19 protein-coding genes are annotated in these 23606 nt (G+C 56.1%); 6 read left to right on the top strand and 13 right to left on the bottom strand.

The features are described from left to right. Positions 1-443: 443 nt before the first annotated feature. The 7 genes from ACJ8IL_RS14980 to ACJ8IL_RS14950 all read right to left on the bottom strand — a co-directional run bounded on the left by ACJ8IL_RS14980 (position 444) and on the right by ACJ8IL_RS14950 (position 8289). Complete coding sequence (locus ACJ8IL_RS14980; RefSeq protein WP_137510350.1) at positions 444-2552, bottom strand: AAA family ATPase; 2109 nt, start codon at positions 2550-2552, stop codon at positions 444-446. 159 nt (positions 2553-2711) lie between these two features. Continuing rightward, a complete protein-coding gene (locus ACJ8IL_RS14975) occupies positions 2712-3410 on the bottom strand; it encodes a competence protein CoiA (protein ID WP_442516635.1) in 699 nt (232 codons plus the stop codon). Then, positions 3407-3568: a hypothetical protein gene (locus ACJ8IL_RS14970; protein ID WP_430407852.1), complete on the bottom strand. Its 162-nt coding sequence runs from the start codon at positions 3566-3568 to the stop codon at positions 3407-3409. Before ACJ8IL_RS14970 ends, ACJ8IL_RS14975 begins: the two co-directional genes overlap by 4 nt. Positions 3569-3658: 90 nt before the next feature. Next, positions 3659-4483, bottom strand: coding sequence for a hypothetical protein (locus ACJ8IL_RS14965; RefSeq protein WP_021577795.1), 825 nt, complete (start codon positions 4481-4483; stop codon positions 3659-3661). A gap of 185 nt (positions 4484-4668) precedes the next feature. Then, positions 4669-5676, bottom strand: coding sequence for a PIN domain-containing protein (locus ACJ8IL_RS14960; protein ID WP_029392364.1), 1008 nt, complete (start codon positions 5674-5676; stop codon positions 4669-4671). Between the two features lie 133 nt (positions 5677-5809). Continuing rightward, positions 5810-7762 carry a TraI/MobA(P) family conjugative relaxase gene (gene traI, locus ACJ8IL_RS14955; RefSeq protein ID WP_021577797.1) on the bottom strand — a complete coding sequence of 651 codons (1953 nt, stop codon included), beginning with the start codon at positions 7760-7762 and terminating at the stop codon, positions 5810-5812. Next, positions 7759-8289 (bottom strand): plasmid mobilization protein, encoded by a 531-nt coding sequence (locus ACJ8IL_RS14950; protein ID WP_442516634.1) that lies wholly within the window; start codon positions 8287-8289, stop codon positions 7759-7761. The genes traI and ACJ8IL_RS14950 overlap by 4 nt, the downstream gene beginning before the upstream one ends. A 324-nt stretch (positions 8290-8613) precedes the next feature. Between ACJ8IL_RS14950 and ACJ8IL_RS14945 the strand changes: the two genes are divergently transcribed. From ACJ8IL_RS14945 to ACJ8IL_RS14925, 5 genes are all read left to right on the top strand, one after another. Further along, positions 8614-8823 (top strand): TraC family protein, encoded by a 210-nt coding sequence (locus ACJ8IL_RS14945; protein ID WP_000101767.1) that lies wholly within the window; start codon positions 8614-8616, stop codon positions 8821-8823. A 2-nt stretch (positions 8824-8825) separates the two neighbouring features. Beyond that, the gene (locus tag ACJ8IL_RS14940) at positions 8826-9050 is read left to right on the top strand and encodes a hypothetical protein (RefSeq protein ID WP_000844753.1); all 225 of its coding nucleotides are present in this window, start codon (positions 8826-8828) and stop codon (positions 9048-9050) included. Positions 9051-9320: 270 nt separating this feature from the next. Then, positions 9321-10112 carry a P-type conjugative transfer protein TrbJ gene (gene trbJ, locus ACJ8IL_RS14935; RefSeq protein WP_000425121.1) on the top strand — a complete coding sequence of 264 codons (792 nt, stop codon included), beginning with the start codon at positions 9321-9323 and terminating at the stop codon, positions 10110-10112. A 187-nt stretch (positions 10113-10299) separates the two neighbouring features. Continuing rightward, positions 10300-11943 (top strand): P-type conjugative transfer protein TrbL, encoded by a 1644-nt coding sequence (gene trbL, locus ACJ8IL_RS14930; RefSeq protein ID WP_021241841.1) that lies wholly within the window; start codon positions 10300-10302, stop codon positions 11941-11943. Positions 11944-11945: 2 nt separating this feature from the next. Further along, positions 11946-12272, top strand: a complete 327-nt coding sequence (locus tag ACJ8IL_RS14925; RefSeq protein ID WP_021241842.1) for a hypothetical protein — start codon at positions 11946-11948, stop codon at positions 12270-12272. A gap of 1097 nt (positions 12273-13369) precedes the next feature. Here the strand turns inward: ACJ8IL_RS14925 and ACJ8IL_RS14920 are convergent. The 5 genes from ACJ8IL_RS14920 to guaB form a co-directional block, all read right to left on the bottom strand. Beyond that, complete coding sequence (locus ACJ8IL_RS14920; RefSeq protein ID WP_021577798.1) at positions 13370-14428, bottom strand: replication initiator protein A; 1059 nt, start codon at positions 14426-14428, stop codon at positions 13370-13372. A gap of 80 nt (positions 14429-14508) precedes the next feature. After that, the gene (locus tag ACJ8IL_RS14915) at positions 14509-14739 is read right to left on the bottom strand and encodes a helix-turn-helix transcriptional regulator (protein ID WP_000410046.1); all 231 of its coding nucleotides are present in this window, start codon (positions 14737-14739) and stop codon (positions 14509-14511) included. Positions 14740-15023: 284 nt separating this feature from the next. Further along, on the bottom strand, positions 15024-16232 hold the full coding sequence (locus tag ACJ8IL_RS14910) for a tyrosine-type recombinase/integrase (RefSeq protein ID WP_024248387.1): 1209 nt from the start codon (positions 16230-16232) through the stop codon (positions 15024-15026). A gap of 308 nt (positions 16233-16540) precedes the next feature. Then, positions 16541-18118, bottom strand: a complete 1578-nt coding sequence (gene guaA, locus ACJ8IL_RS14905; RefSeq protein WP_043138057.1) for a glutamine-hydrolyzing GMP synthase — start codon at positions 18116-18118, stop codon at positions 16541-16543. 102 nt (positions 18119-18220) lie between these two features. Continuing rightward, positions 18221-19684 carry an IMP dehydrogenase gene (gene guaB / locus ACJ8IL_RS14900; protein ID WP_038629838.1) on the bottom strand — a complete coding sequence of 488 codons (1464 nt, stop codon included), beginning with the start codon at positions 19682-19684 and terminating at the stop codon, positions 18221-18223. 170 nt (positions 19685-19854) lie between these two features. Between guaB and xseA the strand changes: the two genes are divergently transcribed. Continuing rightward, positions 19855-21231 carry an exodeoxyribonuclease VII large subunit gene (xseA, locus tag ACJ8IL_RS14895; RefSeq protein WP_308381454.1) on the top strand — a complete coding sequence of 459 codons (1377 nt, stop codon included), beginning with the start codon at positions 19855-19857 and terminating at the stop codon, positions 21229-21231. A 5-nt stretch (positions 21232-21236) separates the two neighbouring features. Here the strand turns inward: xseA and ACJ8IL_RS14890 are convergent, their stop codons facing one another. Continuing rightward, positions 21237-23603, bottom strand: a complete 2367-nt coding sequence (locus ACJ8IL_RS14890) for a TIM-barrel domain-containing protein (RefSeq protein WP_442516633.1) — start codon at positions 23601-23603, stop codon at positions 21237-21239. Positions 23604-23606: the final 3 nt, after the last annotated feature.

Raw genomic sequence — 23606 nt, 5'->3', positions numbered from 1 at the left:
CTCGCGGAGGATACTGATGATCTGTTCGTCGGAAAAACGCTTCTTCATGGGGATGTCCTCATGTGGCTTATGAAGACATTACTAACATCGGTGTGTATTAATCAACGGGGAGCAGGTCAGTATCCCCTGGCGCTATCAATCATACCAAGGTCTGAACATAGGCTATATTTCGACCACAAACAATAATCTGCTTTACCTATAACTTACCTCAATGACTGACAACAGGCAGAAAATGTTTGGTCATATAAAGAAAAACCCTCTGTAAAAACAGAGGGTTTCAGTCACTTCGGCCTAGTTACGAACAGGCTGCGGGAAGTGTCAAATCACTCCCACTCAATGGTATTTTGGATGAAAAAAATCATTAAATTCATACATTTACATTAACATTTAAATAAAATACCATGATTAATACCACGTCTCCACACATAGATTTGGTGACAGGGTTAGGACGCCAGAATGGCCCTATCACATTCCAAAACGACATACTCCGGCACATTATCGAACTTGTGGGGATTTAGCTGCATCACATATTCGTTCTCGATGTGGAATGACTCGTTCACAAATTTCTGAAGAATGCTATCCTGCTCCCCATTGGCGGAACCATGCACTTCCTTAAAGATGCGGAAAAGCTGGATTTTGTCGTACCCAACGGTAGCTTCTGTGAAGCGACGCTTCATCTCTGCTTTATCTTTAATCGCAGCAATCACCGCCGAGTAATCAAAAGCCGGGATGAATTTCTTGATGCCAGCTTCAGCGTTCATAATCTGTTCAGCATTCATAGCGATATCGCCCACGGCAGATTTTAGAATTGGCACGTCCCTAGCGTGTAAAAGATTGGCCAAATAATTATATTCCGCACCTAGATCATTGATGATTTCAAAATGCCTCCGCAAATATATGCACTTTATGACCTCATCATCAAGTTCGTGAATATTATCACTACATATCTGCGCGAATGTTTGAATATTTTCCTCTCTAATCTCCACCTCGGACACTACACCCGCTTTCGACGCCAGAAAATATGCCGTTGGCTTAGGATGTTGGAATAATCGCTTAACGCCGCGTATAACATCTATTGCAGGTTCAATATCATGTGTCAGCATAAGGACGGTCGTATCACGAAGACTTGCCTTGCCTCTAAACAACTCGTTCAGAATGGCGAATTTTTTCGTCTTATCAAAGCTTGAGACAGGATCGTCCAAGACCGCCAACCCAGGCTTTTCCCTCAGAACCTGATACATGAATAGAATAAGAGCGAAGGCGTTCCTTTCTCCATAGCTTAGGTGCTGGGCCGCTGTCTCAATATGTTCGTCATGGTCTTGGTGTACCAGCTTCATCTTGTAAGACTCGGCTTCAGACTTGATAACCACGCTGTATTTGTAGCCAGCTGACTTCAGAAATCCATTAATGCCATCTTGATTTTCCGCGACGGTTCTCTCAATTAGCTTTTTATGCTTGTTGATCTTACCTTTAAGTTCTCCCACCTTCTCCGCCAACTCTTGGAGCTTAGCATTTACGGGATCAACCACAGATTTAGTATCTGCCGAATTAAGCCTCCCAAGAAGGCCGAGATCAATTCTTAGCTTGCTGATTTCGTCTTCAATTTTCTCAACATCTCGAAGTGCAAAAAACGAGATAGATTGCAACCCTTCGAGTTTTGCAATGAGCGTTTCAACGTCGCCTCTAAGGGCGCTTAGGAAATTAGTTTCTTCTAACGAAAGCTCAACCTTTGATTTTGTAATTTTCTCCAAGCTCTCACGGCAGGCATCATCAAAATATTTTCCCAATCTTGCAATGATTGCCTGTAACGCACTCAAATGCTCAACGGACTTTGAATCGTATTCTTTGGCAACTGCTTGCGCCACGTCCTTCTTATCAGTACCTTGAAAACTCGAAGAACAATAAGGGCAGTTATCCGACAATTCCAAGAAGGAATTACCTTTAGTCTGCCAAGCTATCCACGTCGCCGGTTGATCACTTTTTATAAATTCTTCAAATGGCTTGAGATGTTCTGGAATATTTGCAATTTTATTTCCGGAACCAAATGCTTTATATCCCTTGCTTGACTTGGAAAGCGCCCCCGTTTTTGTAACTCCAAATGCATCACGAAGTTCTTTCAGGTCTGATATAGCATTGCCCAAGTTCTCATTTCCGTCGAAAGCCGCCTTTATTCCTTGGAATAGTCCTTCTATCTCCTGCATAGCAGCAAGAAAATCATCTGTCTTTATGAATATTTCAAAACTATTCTTGAGTACTTCATCCCGCTGGAATGCAAATTGCGACACATAGGTGTCGTCAAAAACCAAAACCGACTTTATATCTTCAACCCCAACCACAGACGGATCAAACTGCCCTGCAAACGCACGATGTTTAAAGGGCTTCAATTTTTGAAGCGTTCCATCATCGCTAACGGATGCTAGGATTGCTTTCGCTATTGAGCTTTTCCCCAATCCATTAGGGCCGTACTTTATATTAAGCGTGCCCTTATTGATCCGAATCTCAGCACTTTCGATGCTGTTGCAGTTTTTTATCTGAATCGTAAATGCAGACATCCCTTCCCCCCCTTACAGTTTATAAAGATACATTTATAAATTGCAGAATTTATGCACTATTAAAATATATAAAACGCATTCTATTAGAAAACTTGAGAAGTACTCTCATCTCAGTTTTTTAACGCGCCGTATGGCGTGCGCTCAATCCCCCCCTTTCAGTCAATTAAGGTTCCAAGAGCCGCCGCGATATTGGTATGCACCATCAAGGATGCCAGCCAACCACACAGGCACAGTCGCGGTCTTAAACCCGCCGAACTGAACCGGTTGCTCGCCCTCGGTGTCCAGTATCGCCACCGGCAACTCGGGCAGCATGCCAGTACCGATTCCACTAGCCGGAAACACGTTGCCGAAATCACGCTTCAACAATAGGCGTGACGTGGCCTTTCCTAAGGTCATGAATATCTCTTTGCGAACCAGCCAGTAGCACTCAACGCCCGATGCAACGTACCGCTCCTGCCGACGCGTGAAGTCGCGTAGATGCTGGTAGGAACGTTGCAGCTCGATGACGATGGTGCGACCGGAAACCGAGAAGAGAACATCAGCCTCCCACTTGTCGCCGCTTGGTGATCGGCCCGGCACCTCGTCACGGTTTTCGATACCCATGCCGGTTAAGGCGGCCATCACTGCTGCCTTAACCGACTTATGCCATTTAGTCTCGGGCGCAGTGCCGCACTCCTCCGACAGATGAGCGAAGAAAGGTAAACCATTGATGCTTGTCTTGAGTACTGCCGGTGCCTTGCAGCACGGCATGACAAAGTCACCTAACTGCGCCGTCTGTTTCAACGCCTCCCACTCGGCGCCGGAAATGGAAGCCGCATCTACCGGCCGTCCGTCGAGTGTCCAAGCTGCTTGCGTCATAGTTGTCTCACCGGAGAGCCCGAACGTTTGCAGTCGCTCCCGAACGCCTCGTCCATCTGCCGCAACAGAATTGCCAGCTCGTTCGGGTTGCCGTCACGACGGACTTCGGCAAGCAACTCCGCTGCATAGGTCGGATCGGCTCGGAAGTACTCGGCCATGGCCTCTCTATGTGGTCTGTCTTTCATTTGATGCCATTCTCCTAGCCCGGGTCATGATATCTGCACCATCCTTACCCCGATAATAGACGTCTATTCGTCCTCCATCACCTTTTCGTAGGTACAGCCCCGTTTGATAGAGGCCTCTTGGATTGTGAACTTCGGGCCTAATTCTATCTGTAGCGCATGCATACGCAGACCAAAGAAATCGAAATGTTGAAGGTCTGTCTCTAATTCATCAATAAATGTAGATTTATAGGCGTTTGCATCAAACCCTTGAAACGGCACTCCCGCCGTATCCAATGCAGCAAAAACTCTCGAAACCGCAGAATTAAATATCGGCAACAAGTCCAAATACACCTGCTTGGTAGGATAGCGATCTTTTTTTGCTTTGGCCCATACTCTCTCGAAGGCAAGGCCATTTTCCAGAGTGATAAATCTAGATAAAGCATTGCTCTTACCCATTGGATTTATGTGCACCGATTCACGACGTGGGTCGAGCCGACTGTATATATCTTCCAACTTGATCAAGTGCATCATCGGCGGGGGATTGCCACCCGTCGTTCGATGCCTAGCCATTAAATACTCCGCTCCAAGCAGACGCTCTGGCTCCCCGTCCAACCAAATAGTCTGAAGAAGACTATGGAATAAAGGATGGTCACGATGATGAAGAGCATTACGAATAGCAATTAGGAGACTGGTATCCGGATGAGCATGAAAGTCAAACACCCCTTGCGATACATCATATAACGTATGAAAACTCTCAAGATTTTGCTCAAATGCTCGGTCGAGGTTGTGGATAGCCTCTTCACGGTCGATTGCTGCCAGCCCTCGATATCTGATGAAGGCTTCACCATAGAGCCGCATGGCGTTGGCAAAACGCCCAATAGCATTGGTAATGATTGTTACATTGCCCATTTGCGTCCTCAGCACGGCAGTATTTATAGACTAATTATTATGAATGTTCGATTGGATTGCACAATCCAATCGAACATCTGACAAATGAAATCGCTGGATATACGGCTATCGACATAAAATATCGGGACACTCACGCTCTCAATTGGATTTGCATTGGGATAGATAAGAAGCGATATCATCCTTACTTACGTGTCGAGCATGTCCCACTCATCCCCCAAGACCCATCGTAGGGCAGAGAGCTTCCCATTGAGCATCCCCCATTCAAAGTCGCTCCAAGGCCCAGTATCTTCATATTTATCCCTGACCCGTTGAGCTGCAATTTCTGCTTGGCCGAGGATATCTTCGTGAATCACATCATTGCCGTAGCGTTTTGTGCCAGCGGGGACGACCTCTATGTCACCATTATCTAGGTGATACATCATGTTCATATGGCGGTTGTACCAAACTTTATCGAACAACTCGTCCATCGCAGACATGATTTCCTGAAGCCCACGAGTTTCGTCCTCCCAAGCAAAGCTATTCTCATAGTGAAATTCTTCAAGATCGAGCAAATCCTCGATGGCAGAGCTTGTGGCGTTAAAGAATAAAGAGCTGCTGCCGTCAAAAATATCTGCGAAATCGTCGTGTGGCTGCCTGTGGTCTTTGCCGGAAAAATCCGTGACATTATGAGTGACAAATCTAAAGGTTTCGTACTCACTTGCGTGTGACACCCGAAACTCTTGGAAAGTCTCTGCTAACACTGCGTCAGCAACACTATTCTTCTGCTTATGGAACGGTGCCTTCTTAGCGATAGCCCGCTCTGCTGCTCTGATTTTTGCGACATCAGAGATTACAACTTCGTGGGCCATGTCAAAAAGTTTGGTAACACGATTTACTGTGTTTTGATTTACTTCGGAAAGAATAGGCAGCCTGTGATTAACATCATCCAAGGTTTTGAGCGCAGTCTCTTTACCTTCACCGCCAAACGACTCAACCACCCCTTTAATTACTCGAAATTCACTGGCGAGCCGTTTTCGCGTAGCCTCAATCACCCTATCTTTATTTCGTTCGTACTCGGCACGTATCAGATCGGGCAGTAGTATTTTGATACTCCCATCCTGCACCAGATGTTCTATGGCAGTAAGCATCGGCAATTCAGCTTTTTGAGACGAAATATCAAGCCAAACACATGTATCGAGCATTATTAGATGCATTAAAGCTCCTACTAATTATTCTTTCCAAGATTCAACCCATACACTTTATGGGATAATGCCTCGTCAGCATAGAACAGTGCCAATAAACGCAGGACAACCTACTTTCTGACGAGTCATTGAACGATGTTTTCAGCTATATCAGTCCATTAGAGCGGTCCTTCGGTTGCATCTGCCTACGCTGTGGGGCCACGCCTGGCATATCGCTCGCCTCTCCCTTTTTGGTGTCCTTCGGAGCGTATACCTCGGTCTGAAAGGCCCTCTCCATTTCCTTATGCTCGGCCGTCTCGCGGCGCATACGCTCCATCGCCGGATCGGTGAACGTGACCTTAAGGCCGTGCATACCGGCGAGCTGGGCGACTTCAAGCCGGAACTCGTCTGTGCCTTCCACGATGAGGGCTTGGCCCTCGAACCGCTTGGACGCCAGTTCGAGCGCAACCAGTGCCGCGCCGGTCGTGGCTTTCTGCGCCTGAACGTGCGTCTTCCGGTCGATCACCATGCCGCCGTCGATGGTGCTGTACGCCATCGTCCCGTCTTTCCGGGCCTTGGGCTTGAGCTTGTCGAGAACAACAGCCTTGGCCTTGTCGGCCCGGTCGGCGGTCAGTAGCTCCCCGTTCCAGCGGCGTGTCCGTTCCTCGCGGTCGCGCAGCACGGCCAGCGCCTCGGCGTTGCCGCGCTCGGCCTGCTGCGTCAGCCAGTCGGCCCAAGTGGGCATCGTCGTCTGTTTGAACAGCGCCTGACGGCGAGCGTCTGCGCTCTGCCGGTTCTTTTGGCGCGAGGCGTCGGCCTGCTGTTTGATAGTGCCGTACATCAGGCGTTTAGTCGGCCCCTTGCCCGCGACCTTCAAAAGCATTCGCTCTGTCTGGCTCCACTGCTTAACCTGCGCATTGAAAGCCGCACTCTCGCGCTTGATCTGGTCGAGGCCCTGACGGCGGGCCAGAATGGCCGCCTGTCGCTCGCGCTGGTACTGGTTGAACAGGCCCGCTGTCGTCGGGTTATCCGGCCGCCGGGGTCGTGGCTCGTACCGCTTGCGGTTCGCCTTCGCCTCGGCCTGCCGTTCGGAAGGCTGGAACGGGCCAAGACGGTCAGTTAGGGCCTTCATGGAAAGGTCGCGGCCGACGTTGCTGGCCTTCGCCCAAATGCCTGAATCTGGCTCGCCGATGACAAGGCCAGCGCCGCGCTGGCGAACCTCTAGGCCGTGTTCGGCCGCTGCGTCGTGCAGCTCCTGCCAGCTCGTCGCCTGTCGCATCGCCGGGGCCAGCTCGCGGGCCGCGTACCCGGTCAGCGTCTCGATGCCGGACTGCGCCTCCACGCTGGCCACCTTCGCGCCGATGCGGACTGGCTCCGCTTTATCTGCTGACTGTCTCTGTAGACGGGTATCGGACAGCTTGCGCAACCCGTTCAGGGTTTTGGCTTCAGGAGGCTTCGATATGCTGAGGTCGTAAGCGTTTCTAAGGTGTTCCCGGAATAGGCTGTCGCGCTGCTCTGGGGCTTTCGCTGGCAACAGCTCAATGTCGCGGTTCTGATGCCGCTGCTTTGCCTCCAGACCATGAAACGTTCTTTGCAAGCCATGCTCTACCTCAAGACGCTCACAGGCCTCCATCAGGCGGAACTGATCGTAATAGGGTTCAATGTTCTGTAACCCGGTCGGGTGAACCTTGTTGATGGCCACATGCACATGCAGGTTATCGGTGTCGATATGAACCGCTGATACACGCTGGTGCTCATCGAGGCCGATGGCAGCGCATAGTTCGTCTTCGATGGCGTGCAGCGTCTCAAGGTCTGGCTGCTCGCCGGGCGGGAAGGAATAGACAAAGTGGTAGGTCTTTTCCGCCTTCGACCTGGTGTTAGCCGCTTGCGTGGCTTGGATCAAGATTGCGGCATCTGCCGGATCATCCGTACCGCAGTTGGTAACGCGGTAGCTGGCGACCTTCTCGCCCTCGGTCGTGCCATTGGCGGAATCCAGAATGTAATCGGCCGTGCGCTCCCAGCTCGTCGGGTCAATGCCGCCCTTGGCCGCCACCATATACTTGATTAACCGGGCTGGGCTTGAGGCCTTGCGTTCACGGTTGATGCGATGTGCGATCATTTGGAAATCCTCCCCATGAGCGCCCGCATGTCCTCTTGGATTGCGCGGAAATCCATCATCATCGCTTCTACGTCAATCGGTCGCGCGCCCTGACCGCGTTTCTCAGCGAGCCACAATTTCAGCAATCCGGCCACCCGGCCTAGGTCGCCATTCACCTTTGCCAACTGGCGGACAGCTTCCAAATCGGCCCGTGAACCTATAGGCAGATTCAGCCCAACAGCGCGAAGGAAAGCGGCATTCGACAATCCCGCCTGATCGGCCCTTTCGGCTAACTCTTTTTTCTCATCAATGCTGACCCAAACCTCAATTCGCTCCCGCCGTGGACGTGTCCCACGCGAATGCGGCTTGATAGCCTCAATCGCATTTTCACCGGCCATAAGCCTTTCCTCTTTGGTGTAAATATCGCGGAGCGACTGACAGCCTCGCAGAGCAAGATGCCGTCGAACCGCAGGTGAGTAAGGGGCGGTGTTGGACTGGTGCGGGCTTGCCCGTACCGGTACAACACACATCTTGCCGTACTGCTTCATGCGATTCTATGCGACTGGAGCAGAATGGCCAGTAAAATATGGCGTAATCGCGTACATTCGCGCTAATTCGCATACATTCGCGTAGCATCGCATTAATCAATTCTTCTAATCGCATAGAATCGCATACATTCGCATAAAAACGCGTTTCCGACTGAGTTCATGAGCATCAGGGACGGACTGACACCAAAAGGAGGGGGCTTTGAGAGACCATCAGCTAGACCAGCCAAATCTAAGTCTTGTAAATTGCTCGACTCGGGTGAGAACATAGCCTCCGTTTACGCGCTTTTTTTCGAAACTCGATCATCAAGAAACAACGGAGTAATCATGGCACGAAAAACCCTCGCAGAGCGCCGTTCTGATGCCCTTTCAGAGCTTGAAATGGCGAAAGCCAGATTGGCAAAACTCGACAATGAGGCAGCAGAAAGAATCGGAAGAATTGCAATAAAGTCAGGATTGGTTAATCTTGAGCTTACGGACGATCAAGTCCGGGAAGAATTCGATAAAATCGTGGAAAGGATCAGCAAGGGGAATTGATTATGAAGACAGCTCACCGCATCAGCGCATTGGCCAATCAACTCAACGAACTGCAAGCCTGCCTCGGTCGAGCCAGTGGGCGGCCTAGCAAGAGCGTTATGGAAGCCCAGCGCATTGCGGCCGAGCTGGCTTCTTTACTCGAAGAGTGGCACCTTGAAACGTTGCACATCCCTGAAACAGAGCGTGACCTCTATCGCGTACAGAATCCCTATTACGCGGCCCACTGACGCCACGCACCGGCTTATCAAAAGCTCACTTCGGTGGGCTTTTTTTGTCCGCAAAACGTATCAAAACGGATAGCCAAGCCCTTTCCGCTCGTCATGAAAAAAACGCGATCAAAATCATAGTGTTGAGAAACAATCTCATGAAGATTGACGGACAGTTTACGGACATAATTCATTGAATTCTATGCGGATACAAGATTATCCGCATATTTAAAACCGCTCCATATCGGTCAATAATCAAACCTCGGACGATGACAAAATGAGGTATTCGGTATGGAAATGGAATCGCAAAAAACGTCGGCTTATGCCGCCCGAAAATTCGGTCGAGGCGCGGCGCTCGCTCTGGCAATGGCAAGCGCAGGCCTTGGTGTAAGTCTCTACATGGCACCGGCCCCGGCCTATGCCATCTACTGCTCGAACTGCTCGACGTTCTATCAGCAGATGTACGAGTACGCCGAAGCGGTCAACACGCAACTGAACACGGCCCAGCAGTTGCAGACGCAGATCCAGCAGTACGACAACATGATTAAGCAGGGCATGTCACTGCCCAGCCGCATGTTCAACACCATCACTGGCGACCTTCAGCGCGTGGCCAGCGTCTACAACTCGGCGCAGTCGCTCGGCCGCAACATCAGCAATCTGGACGAACAGTTTCGCCAGCAGTTCAAGGGCTATGACAGCTATCTGAACTCCATTGGCCAAGGGCAAAACAACATGCCGCAGCGCTATCGGGACTGGGCACAATCCGGCTTCGATAACGCCCGCACGGCCATGCAGGCCGCTGGCGTAAATACCAGCACATTCGAGGATGAGAACGCGATGCTGGATCAGTTGGTGAGCCGTTCGCAGTCGGCCGTTGGCCGTCAGCAGGCCATTCAAGCCGGGAACGAGATTGCGGCGCAGAACGTGCAGCAGCTCCAGAAACTGCGCGATCTGGTGGCCACGCAAATCACCCTGCAAGGCAACTACATGGCGCAGCAAAACGAACGACAGTCCGTTAGCGATGCCTCCGAACAGCAATTCCGCAGCCGTGAAAATACACGCGGCCCGTCTGAGGGGTTCTGACCATGATGATTTCTAAGGCGCTGATTGCCGCCCTCTGCCTCGTCTCGGCCCTTGGTGGGTCGGCACTGACGGCCGTAGTCGTCACGAACACCGCCGCGCCGGAATGCGCAGCTGTCGGCAATGGCCATCAGGATGACCAATTCCGCAGCCGCCCAAACACTCGCGGCCCGTCTGAGGGGTTCTGACTATGCGACGTTCAACCGTTTTCGCGCTTGTCGGCGCGGTGCTCTTGCTATCTGCAACTAGTGCGATGGCTGCCGGGGTCGATTTGGCGCAGAGCAACACGTCTATGAACAGCCTTCTGCGGCTGATTCAGAACGCTTCAAACCAATGGGCACCGCGCCTGCATGACTACGCCTTGTGGCTCTTGGGATGCCTTGCCGTCATCCAGTTAGTTTGGACTTTTGCTCCTTTGGTCATGCGCGGAGCTGAACTGGGCGACATCCTCCATGAGCTGGTGAAATTCATCCTCGTGATAGGGTTCTTCTATGCGATGCTCGATCACGCGACCGAGTGGGGCGGGGCCATCGTCAACAGCTTCCGGCAGGCCGGGGCGCACGCGGCAGGGTTGGGTAGTGCGGAGCTGATGCCGGGGGATATGTTCTCAACTGCTGTGGACTTTTCACGGCAGGTGCTGACGGCCGGTGTTTCGATGTTCAGCCCAATCACATCGGTTGTGGTGGCCGTATCTGCATTGATCGTCCTGATGTGTTTTACGTTTATAGCGGCTCTGGTGTTCGTGACGCTGGTAGAGGCCTACGTCATCATCAATGCCGCCGTCCTGTTTATGGGTTTCGGTGGCTCTCAATGGACACGCGAATATGCACTGGCTCCCATTCGCTATGCCGTTGCGGTAGGGGCCAAGCTGTTTGTCCTGACTCTGATTGTGGGTCTGATCATGCAGGTTTCCGCAGAATGGTCGGCAGCCTACACCAACGACGAAGCGTCGTTGATGACCTTGGTCGGCCTGTCTTTGGTGTGCGCCTACCTGACCAAAACCATCCCTGAACTGATCGGCGGCATGATTAGCGGCACGTCGATGGGCGGCGGCTCTGCAATTGGGGGCATGGCCGCAGCCGGTGCAGCCGGTGCGGCGGCCGCAGTCGCTACTGTTGCAACAGCAGGGGCAGCAGCCCCGGCCGCAGGAGCACTAGGGGCCGCAGGAACTGGCGGAGGCGCTGCCAGTGCCGCGGGTGGTGGACTGGCCTCCGCACTGAACGCCAGCATGGCAGGCGGCAGTACCGCAGGGGGCATCGGTGGTGCGACGGGCGTCAGCAGCGCTGGAATTGGCGCAAGCACAGGAGGGGGCAGCGGTGCGGCCGCAAAGGCCGCAGGTTCTCGCGTCGGGGGTGGTGCCGCGTCAGGATCGGCGAATCCAGTGTCGGCGGCCGCTTCGCCAGCTAGCCAAGAAGCAGGCAGCGGCTTGAAACAAGCCGCCAAACAGGCCGGAAGAGCGGCCAAGGGCGGTGACGACGATACGGATCAGCAGGCCGTCGCTCAGCAACGGCAGATGACACCAAAAGAAGGGACCGGCGGCAACGGCAAGGCTGTTGCGCAGGGCGCCGAGGTGGCCACACGGGCGCTTGGCGTGCTGGGCGCTATCAGCGTACCCGGTATGGAAAGCTCCCACGGGCTTTCGCTCGGGGGCACCGGGTCTCCCCCTCCCGTCCCCGGCGGCGACAGTCCAACGCCTGACGACGGCGCAGAGCCGACTACACAAGCGGAATCCAACATTATTCGTCCGACATCGGACACAGCTAGGACCGGAAATGTCGGCGCGCTCAATGTGCCCGGCATGGATTCTGGCGTTAACTCTCAATCGGAGGCGTAATCATGATGAACGATGTATTTTTTGGCCTGATGATGCTCGGCGGCTTTTTTGTTCTCGGTATTGGTATGTGGGCGCTTGGCCAATGGCTCCGACGCAAAGGCTTTGGCCCGCAGCTCGATGCACTGGATAAGCAGTACACGGCACTACAGCATCGGGTGAACCGATTGGCTCTGCCTGCCGCTGCGCATTTCTACGGCGGCATGGGTATGCTTAATCGCATGCCACTTTTCGGCAGCAAGAATCAGGTGGTATTGGTAGAGCGTGTGAGAATGGCCATCCTTCAGATGGAAGAGGAAGAACGGCAGCGACGCAGGGTCATCGATCGCTGACGCGCACAGCCAGTTCCATCACCCACAACCCCGCCTGAGTGCGGGGTTTTGTTTTCCTGCCGCAGCATCTCCGTCTATTACACACCGCAAAAACGGCCTGTATCGCTCTGTGAGAAGTTTTCACACATGACAGTCAACAACATTCCGACACTGAAAAAACGCCGCCACGGCCCATACAGGAGGGATTTTGGACGCTTTCGCAGGCCGTAAGAGGCCTTATGTCGATTTTGGCCCTGCCCTTCCCTTTTTGGTGCCTGATCGTCTTTTTGCCGGTTTCAACGGCTCGACCAGGTGCTGCGACCGGTGGGTAATCCACGGAACTAGCCGCGTCGGCGACGGCAGGCCCGCCCTACCTTTTTTGGTGCCCAACGGCCGTAGGCCGACCAAGAGCAGCAAGCTAGGAGCTGCGCCATCAAGGCGCGGCACTTAGCGCGCATGCTGGAGATTCTTAGAGAATCTTAGATGGAATTTGCGAACGGCCCGCAAACGCCCGCCGTTGCTGGGTTTTCAGAAACCGGCCGGGTGCCGTTAAACAGGGGGTGGGGTGCCGTTAAACAGGGGGGGAGCGGCGTTACGGTCGGATGCCTTGGGTCGCCCGTTTCTCCTTTGCCCTTAGCGTACTCGTCCAGCCTCCAACCCACGGCAGCAAGCTCGGCCAGCGCCTTGGGGCGGAGCGAACGCCTTTCATGAGGGAGGGGAGCTGCCGCGAAGCGGTGGGAACCCCGCAAGGGGCCACGCTTTTGGATCGTGGCGCGATTTCGCACGAATAGGAGTTCCGAACTAACGGATGGGGGCCATCGACTTATGCACAGGCAAAAGGGTTTTAAACAGTTTTATATATAGTTTTAAAAGATTTAGCGTAAAAAGAAGGAAATTTAATCTTTTAATTCAATGGATTACGCGCGATGCCGGTTCCTAATAGACGGATACCGGTTCCTAATAGACGGCGAAACGGTTCCTAATAGACGGTTTCAGGTTCCTAATAGACACTCTATCCACAGCGTGGCGGGTTGTTCCCACTTTGTCCGCCAACTGTCCGTCAATCAAAATGAAAAAAGCCCGCAACGGGGCTCTTTTGCGATCTCACTCACCGTCTATTAGGAACCGCCCAGCGGTTCCGACGAGGAATTGCGGTGCCTCATGACCAGTAGAGGGCCATCCTTCCCCGCTTCTTCGCACAAGGCATATTCAGGCAGGTCATCGGCTTTGATGATCCCGCGAAGGAAGAAACAGAATTTTTTGAACGAGCCACCGCTTCCACTGCGTTCGTAAAGGGTCTTGAAAGCCCATTTAGCGCTATCCCTGCCTGCGGCACGGCGAGCCAGTCGGTAGATAAAGCGTCCTATGCCCGGCTCGATCAGAAAGTAGTCCCGGTGTACTGTAAGTACCTCCGGCCGCTTGCCCTCGGTGACTTCTCGATAAATCCACTCCGGGGCTTCAATCTCGACAGAACTTATCTTCTTGGTGTCCGTGCGTGACAGAACACGATAGCGCGCGATCAGCCCCTCGGCTTCGGTTGTCCGGAACTTGCCGCTTTCGCGCACTGTCTTGATGGTAGTACCCCGCAACCGATCTAGCGCGGCTTCCACTCCCTTAACCTGACTACTACCGTTACCACGTCGGGCAAATCTGAGGATGTCGCTAACATGCAGCCGAAACACTCTCCCCGGCTTGCCACCCTTTCCTTCTCGATAGCGGTTCATAGCTTCGGTCAAGTGAGACACCATCATCAGCACAATGTCGTAGTCCCAAATGGAGGCCATTCCGTGCGCTCCTGCGGACACTTCCACGTATCCATCCGGCAGGTCGTAGCGGATCAGTTCTCCGGCTCGCTTGTCCTTCTTGGATAAACGGAACACGGCCACATCCATGACGCTGCGATTGTCGCGGCCGCCCACGTCATAAAGGCTGGGCGCAAAAAAATCTGGCTGAGCGTCGCCTTGTGGAGGCTTGCGGACAAGTGACAACGCTTTGTCCCGCTCTTTTGCCCTTTCCATCTGTTCATGCACGGTCGAGACGTTAGACGGTCTACCGCGTTCAGCAGCCGGAGTTCGGTCACTGTTCCGCTTCCTGATATTTTCAAGGCGTTCCAGTAGCCCGCCAGAGTCGCCTATTACCGCGCCTATGGGCTTAAGACCGCTGTTTCGGCTACTCATGCACGGCCCAACCGGAGCTGTATTAAGCCCAGTACAAGCGGTCTACTCGTAAATGTCGCCTGCAAGTTGGCCGCCACAATTCAGGCCCCCATTCCGGGACGAGGGGCCGGGCTGGAATGTTTGCACGCATCAATCCATGCCTCGACCTCCGCCAAATCCCACACGACCTTGCGGCTACTGAGCGCAATGCGCTGAGGAAATTTCCCCTGCTTTTCAAAGTTGTAGATCGTGCGCTCGCACAGCGGAATCATCTCCAGCAGCTGCTTTTTGCTAATGAGAACTTTACTTGCTCTCCTTAATTCTTTTTCCACACCGAATACCTCGTTTTGTCATCATCCGAGGTTTAATTATTGCTACACAATTCCGGAAAATTCCAGCATCTACGATCATATTTTTTCAATTAAATCAATTACTTAGTGTCCGTAAATTCAACGTTTGACGGACAATCTTGATAACGCAAACCGCTGTTTTAATTAGGTTTGCAATAGGCACTTAAACCCAATTTATCGCGTCCGGAAATTCATCGTTTTTCGGACAAAAAAAAGCCCACCGAAGTGGGCATTTCGCTACAGAATGCAGGTCTCTAGGCTCCGAATCAGTCCTTGAGGCGGGTCTTCCTGATTGTCCACTCGTCGATCATGTCGGCCCAATCTTGGAGCATCGCCCGGCGCTGATCGCGGTACTCGGCCTTGTTGTAGATGGCACGAACGCCCTTCTGTTCGTGCGCAAGGCACTTCTCGATCCAGTCGGTGTTATAGCCCGCCTCATGCAACAGCGTGCTGGCTGTGCGCCGCAAGTCGTGCGGTCCAAACTTGCCAAGTGACTGCCCTTCCTTCTGGGCCAGCCGATAGGTAAGGGTAAGCACCTGATTGAGCGTTGCGCTGCTCATCGGCAAGTCTGAGTCATAACGTGATGGCAGAATGTATTCCGAACCGCCGGCGAAGGTCTTCAGCGCGATGAAAATATCCAGCGCCTGCCTCGACAGGAACACCAAATGGGGATTGCGGCGCTTCATCCGCTCCTTGGGGATTGTCCAGAGCGCGTCGGTGAAATTGATTTCGTTCCACGTTGCGTTGGTCAGTTCGCTTTTGCGAACCATCGTTAGCAACAGCAGCTTGGCAGCCGCTCGAATTGAAGGTGTGGTGCCGATACGCTCCATGTACTGGTACATCAAGCCAATTTCCTCGGGCGTCAGTGCTCGATCTCGCGGCTCAAACTTGGCGATAGTTGACGGGCGCACCAAATCGGCCGGGTTCTCAACCTTCTGTCCGCGTTCGATAGCCCAGCGGAAGACCTGCATCATAATTTCGCGGCAAAGCACGGCCGTTGATGGCCTGCCTTGTTCCACGATGGCATCAGTCAGCGCCCGCAAGTCCTCGTGGGTAATTTCTATCAGTTTCCTGTTGCTGAATTTCGGCTTTAGCTCTCGCTCGTATGTTCCACGGCGCATGTCGCGGGTGGAATCTGCCATTTGATAGCCGCGCAACCACTTCTCGGCCCACGCGCCGAATGTCTCAGCATCCTTGACGCGGGCTTTGTCCCGCGCTTTCTCCTTGGCTGGAGATTTCCCTGCGGCGATCATCTTCTTGGCTTCGCCCAGCCGTTCGCGAGCTTCCGCTAGCGTGATCCCTCCGACACCATAGCGGCCGAAGGTGATGGTCTCTTGCCTGCCGTGGATCGAGTAGTTGTAGCGGAACGAAATCGAACCCGCAGGGGTGATGGCCACGTAGAGGCCGTCACGGTCATTCACTTTGTAGAGCTTGTCCTTTGGCTTGAGGTTGCGCAGCTTGGTATCAGTCAGCATGGTCGGGTTGGGTTTCCTCTCAAAAATACCATGCTCAAAAAGCCCCACAAATCCTCAAAAAACTTCTTTAAGGACAATGCGTTACCTAAATTCGATACCATGAACACCCCATCAGAGGCGGCATGGTATCGAGTGCCGAACATGGCATCAGGTTCAAATCGTACCATCTACCATGCCATAGAAACGGTGTGCTTGGCGATGCGAAAATTTGCCAGACAGTGCTACGCCAAGAACGAAAAAAGCCCGCAATTACGCGGGCTTAGGGGTGTTTTAATGCTTCTTGGTGCCAGTCTGTGCCGGACGCGGGATCACTCCCACTCGATCGTCGCCGGCGGCTTGCCGCTGATGTCGTACACCACGCGGGAAATGCCGTCCACTTCGTTGATGATGCGGTTGGAGACGCGGCCGAGGAAGTCATACGGCAGGTGCGCCCAGTGCGCGGTCATGAAGTCGATGGTTTCTACCGCACGCAGTGAGACCACCCAGTCGTATTTGCGGCCGTCGCCCATCACGCCGACCGAACGCACCGGCAGGAACACGGTGAACGCTTGGCTGACTTTGTTGTACAGATCGGCTTTGTGCAGCTCTTCGATGAAGATGGCGTCGGCGCGGCGCAGCAGATCGCAGTACTCTTTCTTCACTTCGCCCAGCACGCGCACGCCCAGACCCGGGCCCGGGAACGGGTGACGGAACAGCATGTCGTACGGCAGGCCCAGCTCCAGGCCGATCTTGCGCACTTCGTCTTTGAACAGCTCTTTCAGCGGCTCGACAAGGCCCAGCTTCATCTCTTTCGGCAGGCCGCCCACGTTGTGGTGCGACTTGATCACGTGCGCTTTGCCGGTGGCGGAAGCGGCGGATTCGATCACGTCCGGGTAGATGGTGCCCTGTGCCAGCCATTTCACCTGCTCTTGCTTGCAGGCTTCTTCGTCGAACACTTCAACGAACACGCGGCCGATGATTTTACGCTTGGCTTCCGGCTCGTCCACGCCCGCCAGTGCGGTCAGGAAGCGGTTTTCCGCCTCAACGTGCACGATGTTCAGGCCGAAGTGGTCGCCGAACATTTCCATCACCTGCTTGGCTTCGTTCAGGCGCAGCAGGCCGTTGTCGACGAACACGCAGGTCAGGCGTTTGCCGATGGCGCGGTGCAGCAGCATCGCGGTCACGGAGGAGTCGACGCCGCCGGACAGGCCGAGGATCACGTGGTCTTCACCCACCTGCTCGCGGATGCGCTCGACCGCATCTTCGATGATGGTGGCCGGGGTCCACAGGGCTTCACACTGGCAGATGTCCAGTACGAAGCGCTCCAGCATGCGCTGGCCCTGACGGGTGTGGGTCACTTCCGGGTGGAACTGCACGCCGTAGAAGCGTTTTTCTTCGTTGGCCATAATAGCGAACGGGCAGGTATCGGTGCTGGCGATGGTCACGAAGTCGGACGGGATTGCGGTCACTTTGTCGCCGTGGCTCATCCACACGTCCAGCAGCGGTTTGCCGGCCGGGCTGATGGCGTCTTCGATGTCGCGCAGCAGCGCGCTCTCTTTGACGATTTCCACCTGCGCGTAGCCGAACTCGCGTTCGTTGGAACCCTGCACATGGCCACCCAGCTGCATCGCCATGGTCTGCATGCCGTAGCACACGCCCAGCACCGGCACGCCGGCGTTGAACACGTAGTCAGGGGCGCGCGGGCTGCCGGCTTCGGTGGTGCTTTCCGGGCCGCCGGACAGGATGATGCCGCTTGGGTTGAATTCGCGGATCTGCGCTTCGCTAACGTCCCAGGCCCACAGTTCGCAGTAAACGCCGATTTCGCGCACGCGGCGGGCGACCAGTTGAGTGTATTGCGAACCGAAGTCCAGTATCAGGATGCGATGCTTATGGATATTTTGTGTCATGTGAGGCGAATTCCAGCAACAAGAGAAAAAGAGCGAAAATGTGTGTTTCGGGATGGGGCTTGGCGCCCCACCCCGGCCTCTCACTCAGGAGAGGTTAAGGCATCAGCCCATGCGGTAGTTCGGCGACTCTTTGGTGATGGTCACGTCGTGCACGTGGCTTTCCTGAATGCCGGCGCCACTGATGCGCACGAACTCCGCCTTGGTGCGCAGATCGTCGATGGTGGCGCAGCCGGTCAGGCCCATGCAGGAGCGCAGGCCGCCCATCTGCTGGTGCACGATGGCTTTCAGCATGCCTTTATAGGCGACGCGGCCTTCGATACCTTCCGGCACCAGTTTGTCGGCGGCGTTATCGGTCTGGAAGTAACGGTCGGAAGAACCTTTGGACATCGCGCCCAGCGAGCCCATGCCGCGGTAAGATTTGAACGAACGGCCCTGATACAGCTCGATTTCGCCCGGGGATTCTTCGGTGCCCGCCAGCATAGAGCCGACCATCACGCAGGATGCGCCCGCGGCGATCGCTTTGGCGATGTCGCCGGAGAAGCGGATGCCGCCGTCGGCGATAACCGGAATGCCGGTGCCTTCCAGCGCTTCCACCGCGTCGGCGATGGCGGTGATCTGCGGTACGCCCACGCCGGTCACGATGCGGGTGGTGCAGATGGAGCCAGGGCCGATACCCACTTTCACCGCGCTCACGCCGGCTTCAGCCAGCGCTTTGGCGCCCGCTGCGGTCGCGACGTTGCCGCCGACGATCTGCAGATCCGGGTATTTGGCGCGAGTTTCGCGGATGCGCTGCAACACGCCTTCGGAGTGGCCATGCGAGGAGTCGATCAGCAGGACGTCAACGCCTGCCGCCACCAGCGCGTCAACGCGCTCTTCGTTGCCGGCGCCGGCGCCGACCGCCGCGCCCACGCGCAGACGGCCGTGCTCGTCTTTACAGGCGTTCGGCTTACGTTCCGCTTTCTGGAAGTCTTTAACGGTGATCATGCCCAGCAGGTGGAAGCTGTCGTCCACCACCAGCGCTTTTTCTACGCGCTTTTCGTGCATCTTCTGCAGCACCACGTCACGCGCTTCACCTTCTTTCACGGTGACCAGGCGATCTTTCGGCGTCATCACCGCAGTCACCGGCTGAGACAGATCGGTCACGAAGCGCACGTCACGGCCGGTGATGATGCCGACCAGCTCGTTGTCTTCGGTAACGACCGGGTAACCGGCGAAGCCGTTGCGCGCGGTCAGCTCTTTCACTTCCTGCAGCGTGGTGGACGGGGTAACGGTCTGCGGGTCGGTAACTACGCCGCTTTCATGCTTCTTCACGCGGCTGACTTCTTCAGCCTGGCGCTCGATGGACATGTTTTTGTGGATGAAGCCCAGGCCGCCTTCCTGCGCCAGCGCGATGGCCAGGCCGGATTCGGTCACGGTATCCATGGCTGCGGACAGCATAGGGATGTTCAGGCGGATGGTTTTGGTCAGTTGAGTGCCGAGCTCTGCGGTGTTAGGCAGAACCGTGGAGTGGGCTGGAACCAGGAGGACGTCGTCAAACGTCAGAGCTTCTTTAGCGATACGTAGCATGGGCAATATCTCACCAGGGTGGGCTGTGAAAAAGATAAAATATTGCCGCGGCATTATACAGAGCGGAATCGGTTGCCTCCAGCACTTTCTTACAAAAAGTCTTGATTACCTTTTTCAGCCATGTAGTATCGACCAATTAAGTGATTGTTTTGAAATTTGATCTGGGTCACATGTCGCTACCTGTTTCGCCTTCCATTTTTACCGTAAGCCGCCTGAATCAGACGGTTCGCCAACTGCTGGAAATGGAAATGGGGCAGATTTGGCTCTCCGCCGAGATCTCCAACCTCTCCCAGCCCGCCTCCGGCCACTGGTATTTCACCCTGAAAGACGACCGCGCCCAGGTACGCTGCGCGATGTTCCGCAACAGCAATCGCCGCGTCACCTTCCGGCCGCAAAACGGCCAGCAGGTCTTGGTGCGCGCCAGCATCACGCTGTATGAACCGCGCGGCGACTACCAGCTGATCGCCGAGAGCATGCAGCCCGCCGGCGACGGCCTGCTGCAGCAACAGTTCGAGCAGCTGAAACAGCGCCTGAGCGCCGAAGGGCTGTTCGATCAGCAGTTCAAGCAGCCGCTGCCCGCCCCGGCCAAACGCGTCGGGGTGATCACCTCCGCCAGCGGCGCGGCGCTGCACGATATTCTGCAGGTATTGCAGCGGCGCGATCCGTCGCTGCCGATCGTCATCTACCCCACCTCGGTGCAGGGCGCGGAAGCGCCGATGCAGATCGTGCGCGCCATCGAGGCCGCCAACCGCCGCGATGAATGCGATGTGCTGATCGTCGGCCGCGGCGGCGGTTCGCTGGAAGATCTGTGGAGCTTCAACGACGAACGCGTGGCGCGGGCGATCTTCGCCAGCCGCATTCCGATCGTCAGCGCCGTCGGCCATGAAACCGACGTCACCATCGCCGACTTCGTCGCCGATCTGCGCGCGCCGACCCCTTCCGCCGCCGCCGAACTGGTCAGCCGCAATCAGCTTGAGCTGTTGCGCCAGCTGCAGTCGCAGCAGCAGCGGCTGGAGATGGCGATGGATTACTACCTGGCGCAGCGCCAGCAGCAGTTCACCCGCATTCACCACCGTTTACAGCAGCAGCATCCGCATCTGCGCCTGGCGCGCCAGCAGACGCTGCTGTTCAAGCTGCAGCGCCGGATGGAAGACGGCATGCAGCAACAGCTGCGCCTGGCCGCCCGCCGCAGCGAACGCGCCCAGCAGCGGCTGGCACAGGTGCAGCCACAAGGCCGCATTCACCGCTACCAACAGCGCGTGCAGCAGCAGGAATACCGTCTGCAGCAGGCGATGGAGCGCCAGCTCAACGCCTACCGCCAGCGCTTCGGCGTGGCCTGCAGCCAGTTGGAGACCGTCAGCCCGCTGGCGACGCTGGCGCGCGGCTACAGCGTGACGCAAACCCCGGGCGGCGAGCTGCTGAAAACCACCAAGCAGGCGCAGGTCGGCGAACTGCTGAAAACCCGCCTGCAGGATGGCTGGGTGGAAAGCGAGGTGAAAACCATCACCGTCGCCAAAAAGCCGCGCAAGAAGCGCGCGGCCGAGTAACCCTCCTACTCCAGCGTAAAACGCTCGCTCGGTTCGCCGTTCACCCACAGCGCGCGCGTTTCGCCTTCCGGCAGGCTGAGCGCCAACGTGCGCCAGGCCGGGCGGAAACGCCCTTCCGTCGTGATATCCAGCATGATGCGCTGATTGTCGCAGCGCATTTCCCAACGCAGCCACAGCGCATCGCCCTGACGCCAGCCGTCGCTTTCACCGTCGTCCTCAAACAACAACCCACTGCTTGCGCCGCAGCCCTTGAGCGGAAACAGCCGCAGCTCGCGCCGATCGTCGGCGGCCACGTCCACATGCGCCAGCCGCTGCGACAGCGGCAGCGCCGCCCCGGCGCGCACCAGCAGCGGCAGACGCTCCAGCGGCGCCGCCAGCGTTACCGTCTGGCCGCCGCCGAACCACTGGCCGCTGTAGAAGCAGTACCAGCCTTCGCCGTTGTCCGGCAGATACACCGAACGCCGGCGCTGCCCCGGTTCCACCACGCTGGCCACCAGCAGATCGCGGCCGATCAGAAAATCGTCGTTCTCGCCAAAGGCGCGCGCATCCTGTTCATGGTCGAGGAAGGTCGGGCGCAGCATCGGCTCGTCGTCCGCGCAGGCCTGCCACAGCAGGGTGTAGAAATACGGCAGCAGCCGATAACGCAGGTTGATCGCCTCACGCACCGCCGGGGTGGCGGCCGGGTACATCCAGGGTTCGTTGACCGTGGCGTCGTCGTTCCAGGAGTGGATAGTGAAACGCGGATGCATCACGCCGTTTTGCACCCAGCGCACCAGCAGTTCCGCGTCCGGTTTGTCGCCGGAGAAGCCGCCGACGTCGTGGCCGAGGTTATACAGCCCGGACAGGCTCATGCCCAGCCCCATGCGGATGTTGTAGCGCAACGTCTGCCAGCTGGTGCGGTTGTCGCCGCTCCAGGTCTGCACGTAGCGCTGCATGCCGGCGCAGCCGGAGCGCGAGATCAGGTACGGCCGCTTCTGCGGCGCGAAGCGCTGCTGGGCCTCCATCGAGGCGCGCATCATCAGCAGCGGCATCACCGGGCGGATGTGCTTGATGGCGATCGGCCGCCCGAAGCCGTGGCAGCGCGCTTCGCCGTCCCACACTTCGTACTCGTTGTTGTCGTTCCAGGTCGAATCGATGCCCATCTCCAGCAGCTGCTGCGTGACACCCTGCTGCCACCAGCGCACCGCCGCCGGGTTGGTGAAGTCGAGGTGCGATCCCTCATCGTCCCAGAAGCTGGAGCGCTCGGGTGCGTCGCTTTGCGAATCGCGGATAAACAGCCCCTGCGCCGCCACCGCCTGATACTGCGGGTGATCCTGCAGCAGGCACGGCTTGATGTTGGCCGCCAGCCTGAGACCGGCGTCGTGAAACGCCTGGCTCAATTGCTTGGGCTGCGGCACCTTGTCGTAATTCCAGTTGAACACGTAGCGCTTGTTGTTGATCGAGGTGTAGCCCGACGACAGCTGGAAGGAGTCGCAGGGAATGGCGTGTTGACGGCACAGCGCGATGAACTGCTGCAGCTGCTGCTGGGCATCCGGCGCGTCGGTGTAGTGCATGGTCGAGCCGCTGTAGCCCAGGCTCCACTTCGGCCCGAAGTGGGTGCGGCCGGTCAGGCGCACGAAGGCCTTGGTGACGTCCACTACCTTCGGCCCGAGGAACAGGTAGTAATCCAGATCGCCCGCTTCGGCCTGATAGCGGCGATAGGCCGCGTGGTAGTTGTCGATCTCGTTGCCCAGATCCAGCCAGCAGCTGCTCAGGTTGTCGTAGAACAGGCCGAAGCTCGCCTCCGGCCCGCGGGTGATGGTAAACGGAATGTGTTTGTACAGCGGGTCGGTGCTGGCGGCGTTATAGCCCATCGCGTCCAGATTGCGCATCTCGAAGCGGCGGCCGGTGCGTTCCAGATCGCCGGCTTTTTCCCCCAGGCCGTAATAGCGCTCATCGGCGAAACGGCGCTGGTAGTGCGCCACGCCGTCGCCGTGCGCATTGAGCAGGTAGGCGCTGGTCGGCCGGTCCGCCGCCAGCGGCCGCCACTCGCCGGCGGCGTTGCAGTACGCCCATTCCAGCCACAGCGGCTGATGCACCGTTACGCGCAGACGCGGCGTGCTGACCAACAGCCGATCGCCCTCCTGGCGCAGCTGATAGCCCGGCAGGCTGAAGCCGGCGACGCTGAGCCGATCGCGCCCCTCCCAGGGCACATCCTCCTGCGGCGCGATGCTCCAGGTGCGATCCAGCGCCAGCTCGCCCTCACGTTTGATCAACACGCGGAACAGATCGTTTTCCAGCACGTACAGGCAGAAACGGTGGCGTTCATCGACCAGCAGCTCAACGTGGTCGGCATGCTGCGCCGCCAACGTCCAGTTTTTCAAGGTTTTCATAAG

The sequence above is a fragment of the Serratia sp. CY47444 genome (assembly GCF_052168635.1).
GTDB lineage: Bacteria > Pseudomonadota > Gammaproteobacteria > Enterobacterales > Enterobacteriaceae > Serratia > Serratia bockelmannii.
The sequence above is the reverse complement of the archived record's forward strand: the minus strand, read 5'-3'. Positions and strand labels throughout refer to the sequence as shown.

What these genes read in the sequence shown, in the direction of transcription:
- ACJ8IL_RS14980 (WP_137510350.1), bottom strand. Translation starts at nt 2,552, where the DNA reads ATGTCTGCATTTACGATTCAGATAAAAAACTGCAACAGCATCGAAAGT.
- ACJ8IL_RS14975 (WP_442516635.1), bottom strand. Translation starts at nt 3,410, where the DNA reads ATGACGCAAGCAGCTTGGACACTCGACGGACGGCCGGTAGATGCGGCT.
- ACJ8IL_RS14970 (WP_430407852.1), bottom strand. Translation starts at nt 3,568, where the DNA reads ATGGCCGAGTACTTCCGAGCCGATCCGACCTATGCAGCGGAGTTGCTT.
- ACJ8IL_RS14965 (WP_021577795.1), bottom strand. Translation starts at nt 4,483, where the DNA reads ATGGGCAATGTAACAATCATTACCAATGCTATTGGGCGTTTTGCCAAC.
- ACJ8IL_RS14960 (WP_029392364.1), bottom strand. Translation starts at nt 5,676, where the DNA reads ATGCATCTAATAATGCTCGATACATGTGTTTGGCTTGATATTTCGTCT.
- traI (WP_021577797.1), bottom strand. Translation starts at nt 7,762, where the DNA reads ATGATCGCACATCGCATCAACCGTGAACGCAAGGCCTCAAGCCCAGCC.
- ACJ8IL_RS14950 (WP_442516634.1), bottom strand. Translation starts at nt 8,289, where the DNA reads ATGAAGCAGTACGGCAAGATGTGTGTTGTACCGGTACGGGCAAGCCCG.
- ACJ8IL_RS14945 (WP_000101767.1), top strand. Translation starts at nt 8,614, where the DNA reads ATGGCACGAAAAACCCTCGCAGAGCGCCGTTCTGATGCCCTTTCAGAG.
- ACJ8IL_RS14940 (WP_000844753.1), top strand. Translation starts at nt 8,826, where the DNA reads ATGAAGACAGCTCACCGCATCAGCGCATTGGCCAATCAACTCAACGAA.
- trbJ (WP_000425121.1), top strand. Translation starts at nt 9,321, where the DNA reads ATGGAAATGGAATCGCAAAAAACGTCGGCTTATGCCGCCCGAAAATTC.
- trbL (WP_021241841.1), top strand. Translation starts at nt 10,300, where the DNA reads ATGCGACGTTCAACCGTTTTCGCGCTTGTCGGCGCGGTGCTCTTGCTA.
- ACJ8IL_RS14925 (WP_021241842.1), top strand. Translation starts at nt 11,946, where the DNA reads ATGATGAACGATGTATTTTTTGGCCTGATGATGCTCGGCGGCTTTTTT.
- ACJ8IL_RS14920 (WP_021577798.1), bottom strand. Translation starts at nt 14,428, where the DNA reads ATGAGTAGCCGAAACAGCGGTCTTAAGCCCATAGGCGCGGTAATAGGC.
- ACJ8IL_RS14910 (WP_024248387.1), bottom strand. Translation starts at nt 16,232, where the DNA reads ATGCTGACTGATACCAAGCTGCGCAACCTCAAGCCAAAGGACAAGCTC.
- guaA (WP_043138057.1), bottom strand. Translation starts at nt 18,118, where the DNA reads ATGACACAAAATATCCATAAGCATCGCATCCTGATACTGGACTTCGGT.
- guaB (WP_038629838.1), bottom strand. Translation starts at nt 19,684, where the DNA reads ATGCTACGTATCGCTAAAGAAGCTCTGACGTTTGACGACGTCCTCCTG.
- xseA (WP_308381454.1), top strand. Translation starts at nt 19,855, where the DNA reads ATGTCGCTACCTGTTTCGCCTTCCATTTTTACCGTAAGCCGCCTGAAT.
- ACJ8IL_RS14890 (WP_442516633.1), bottom strand. Translation starts at nt 23,603, where the DNA reads ATGAAAACCTTGAAAAACTGGACGTTGGCGGCGCAGCATGCCGACCAC.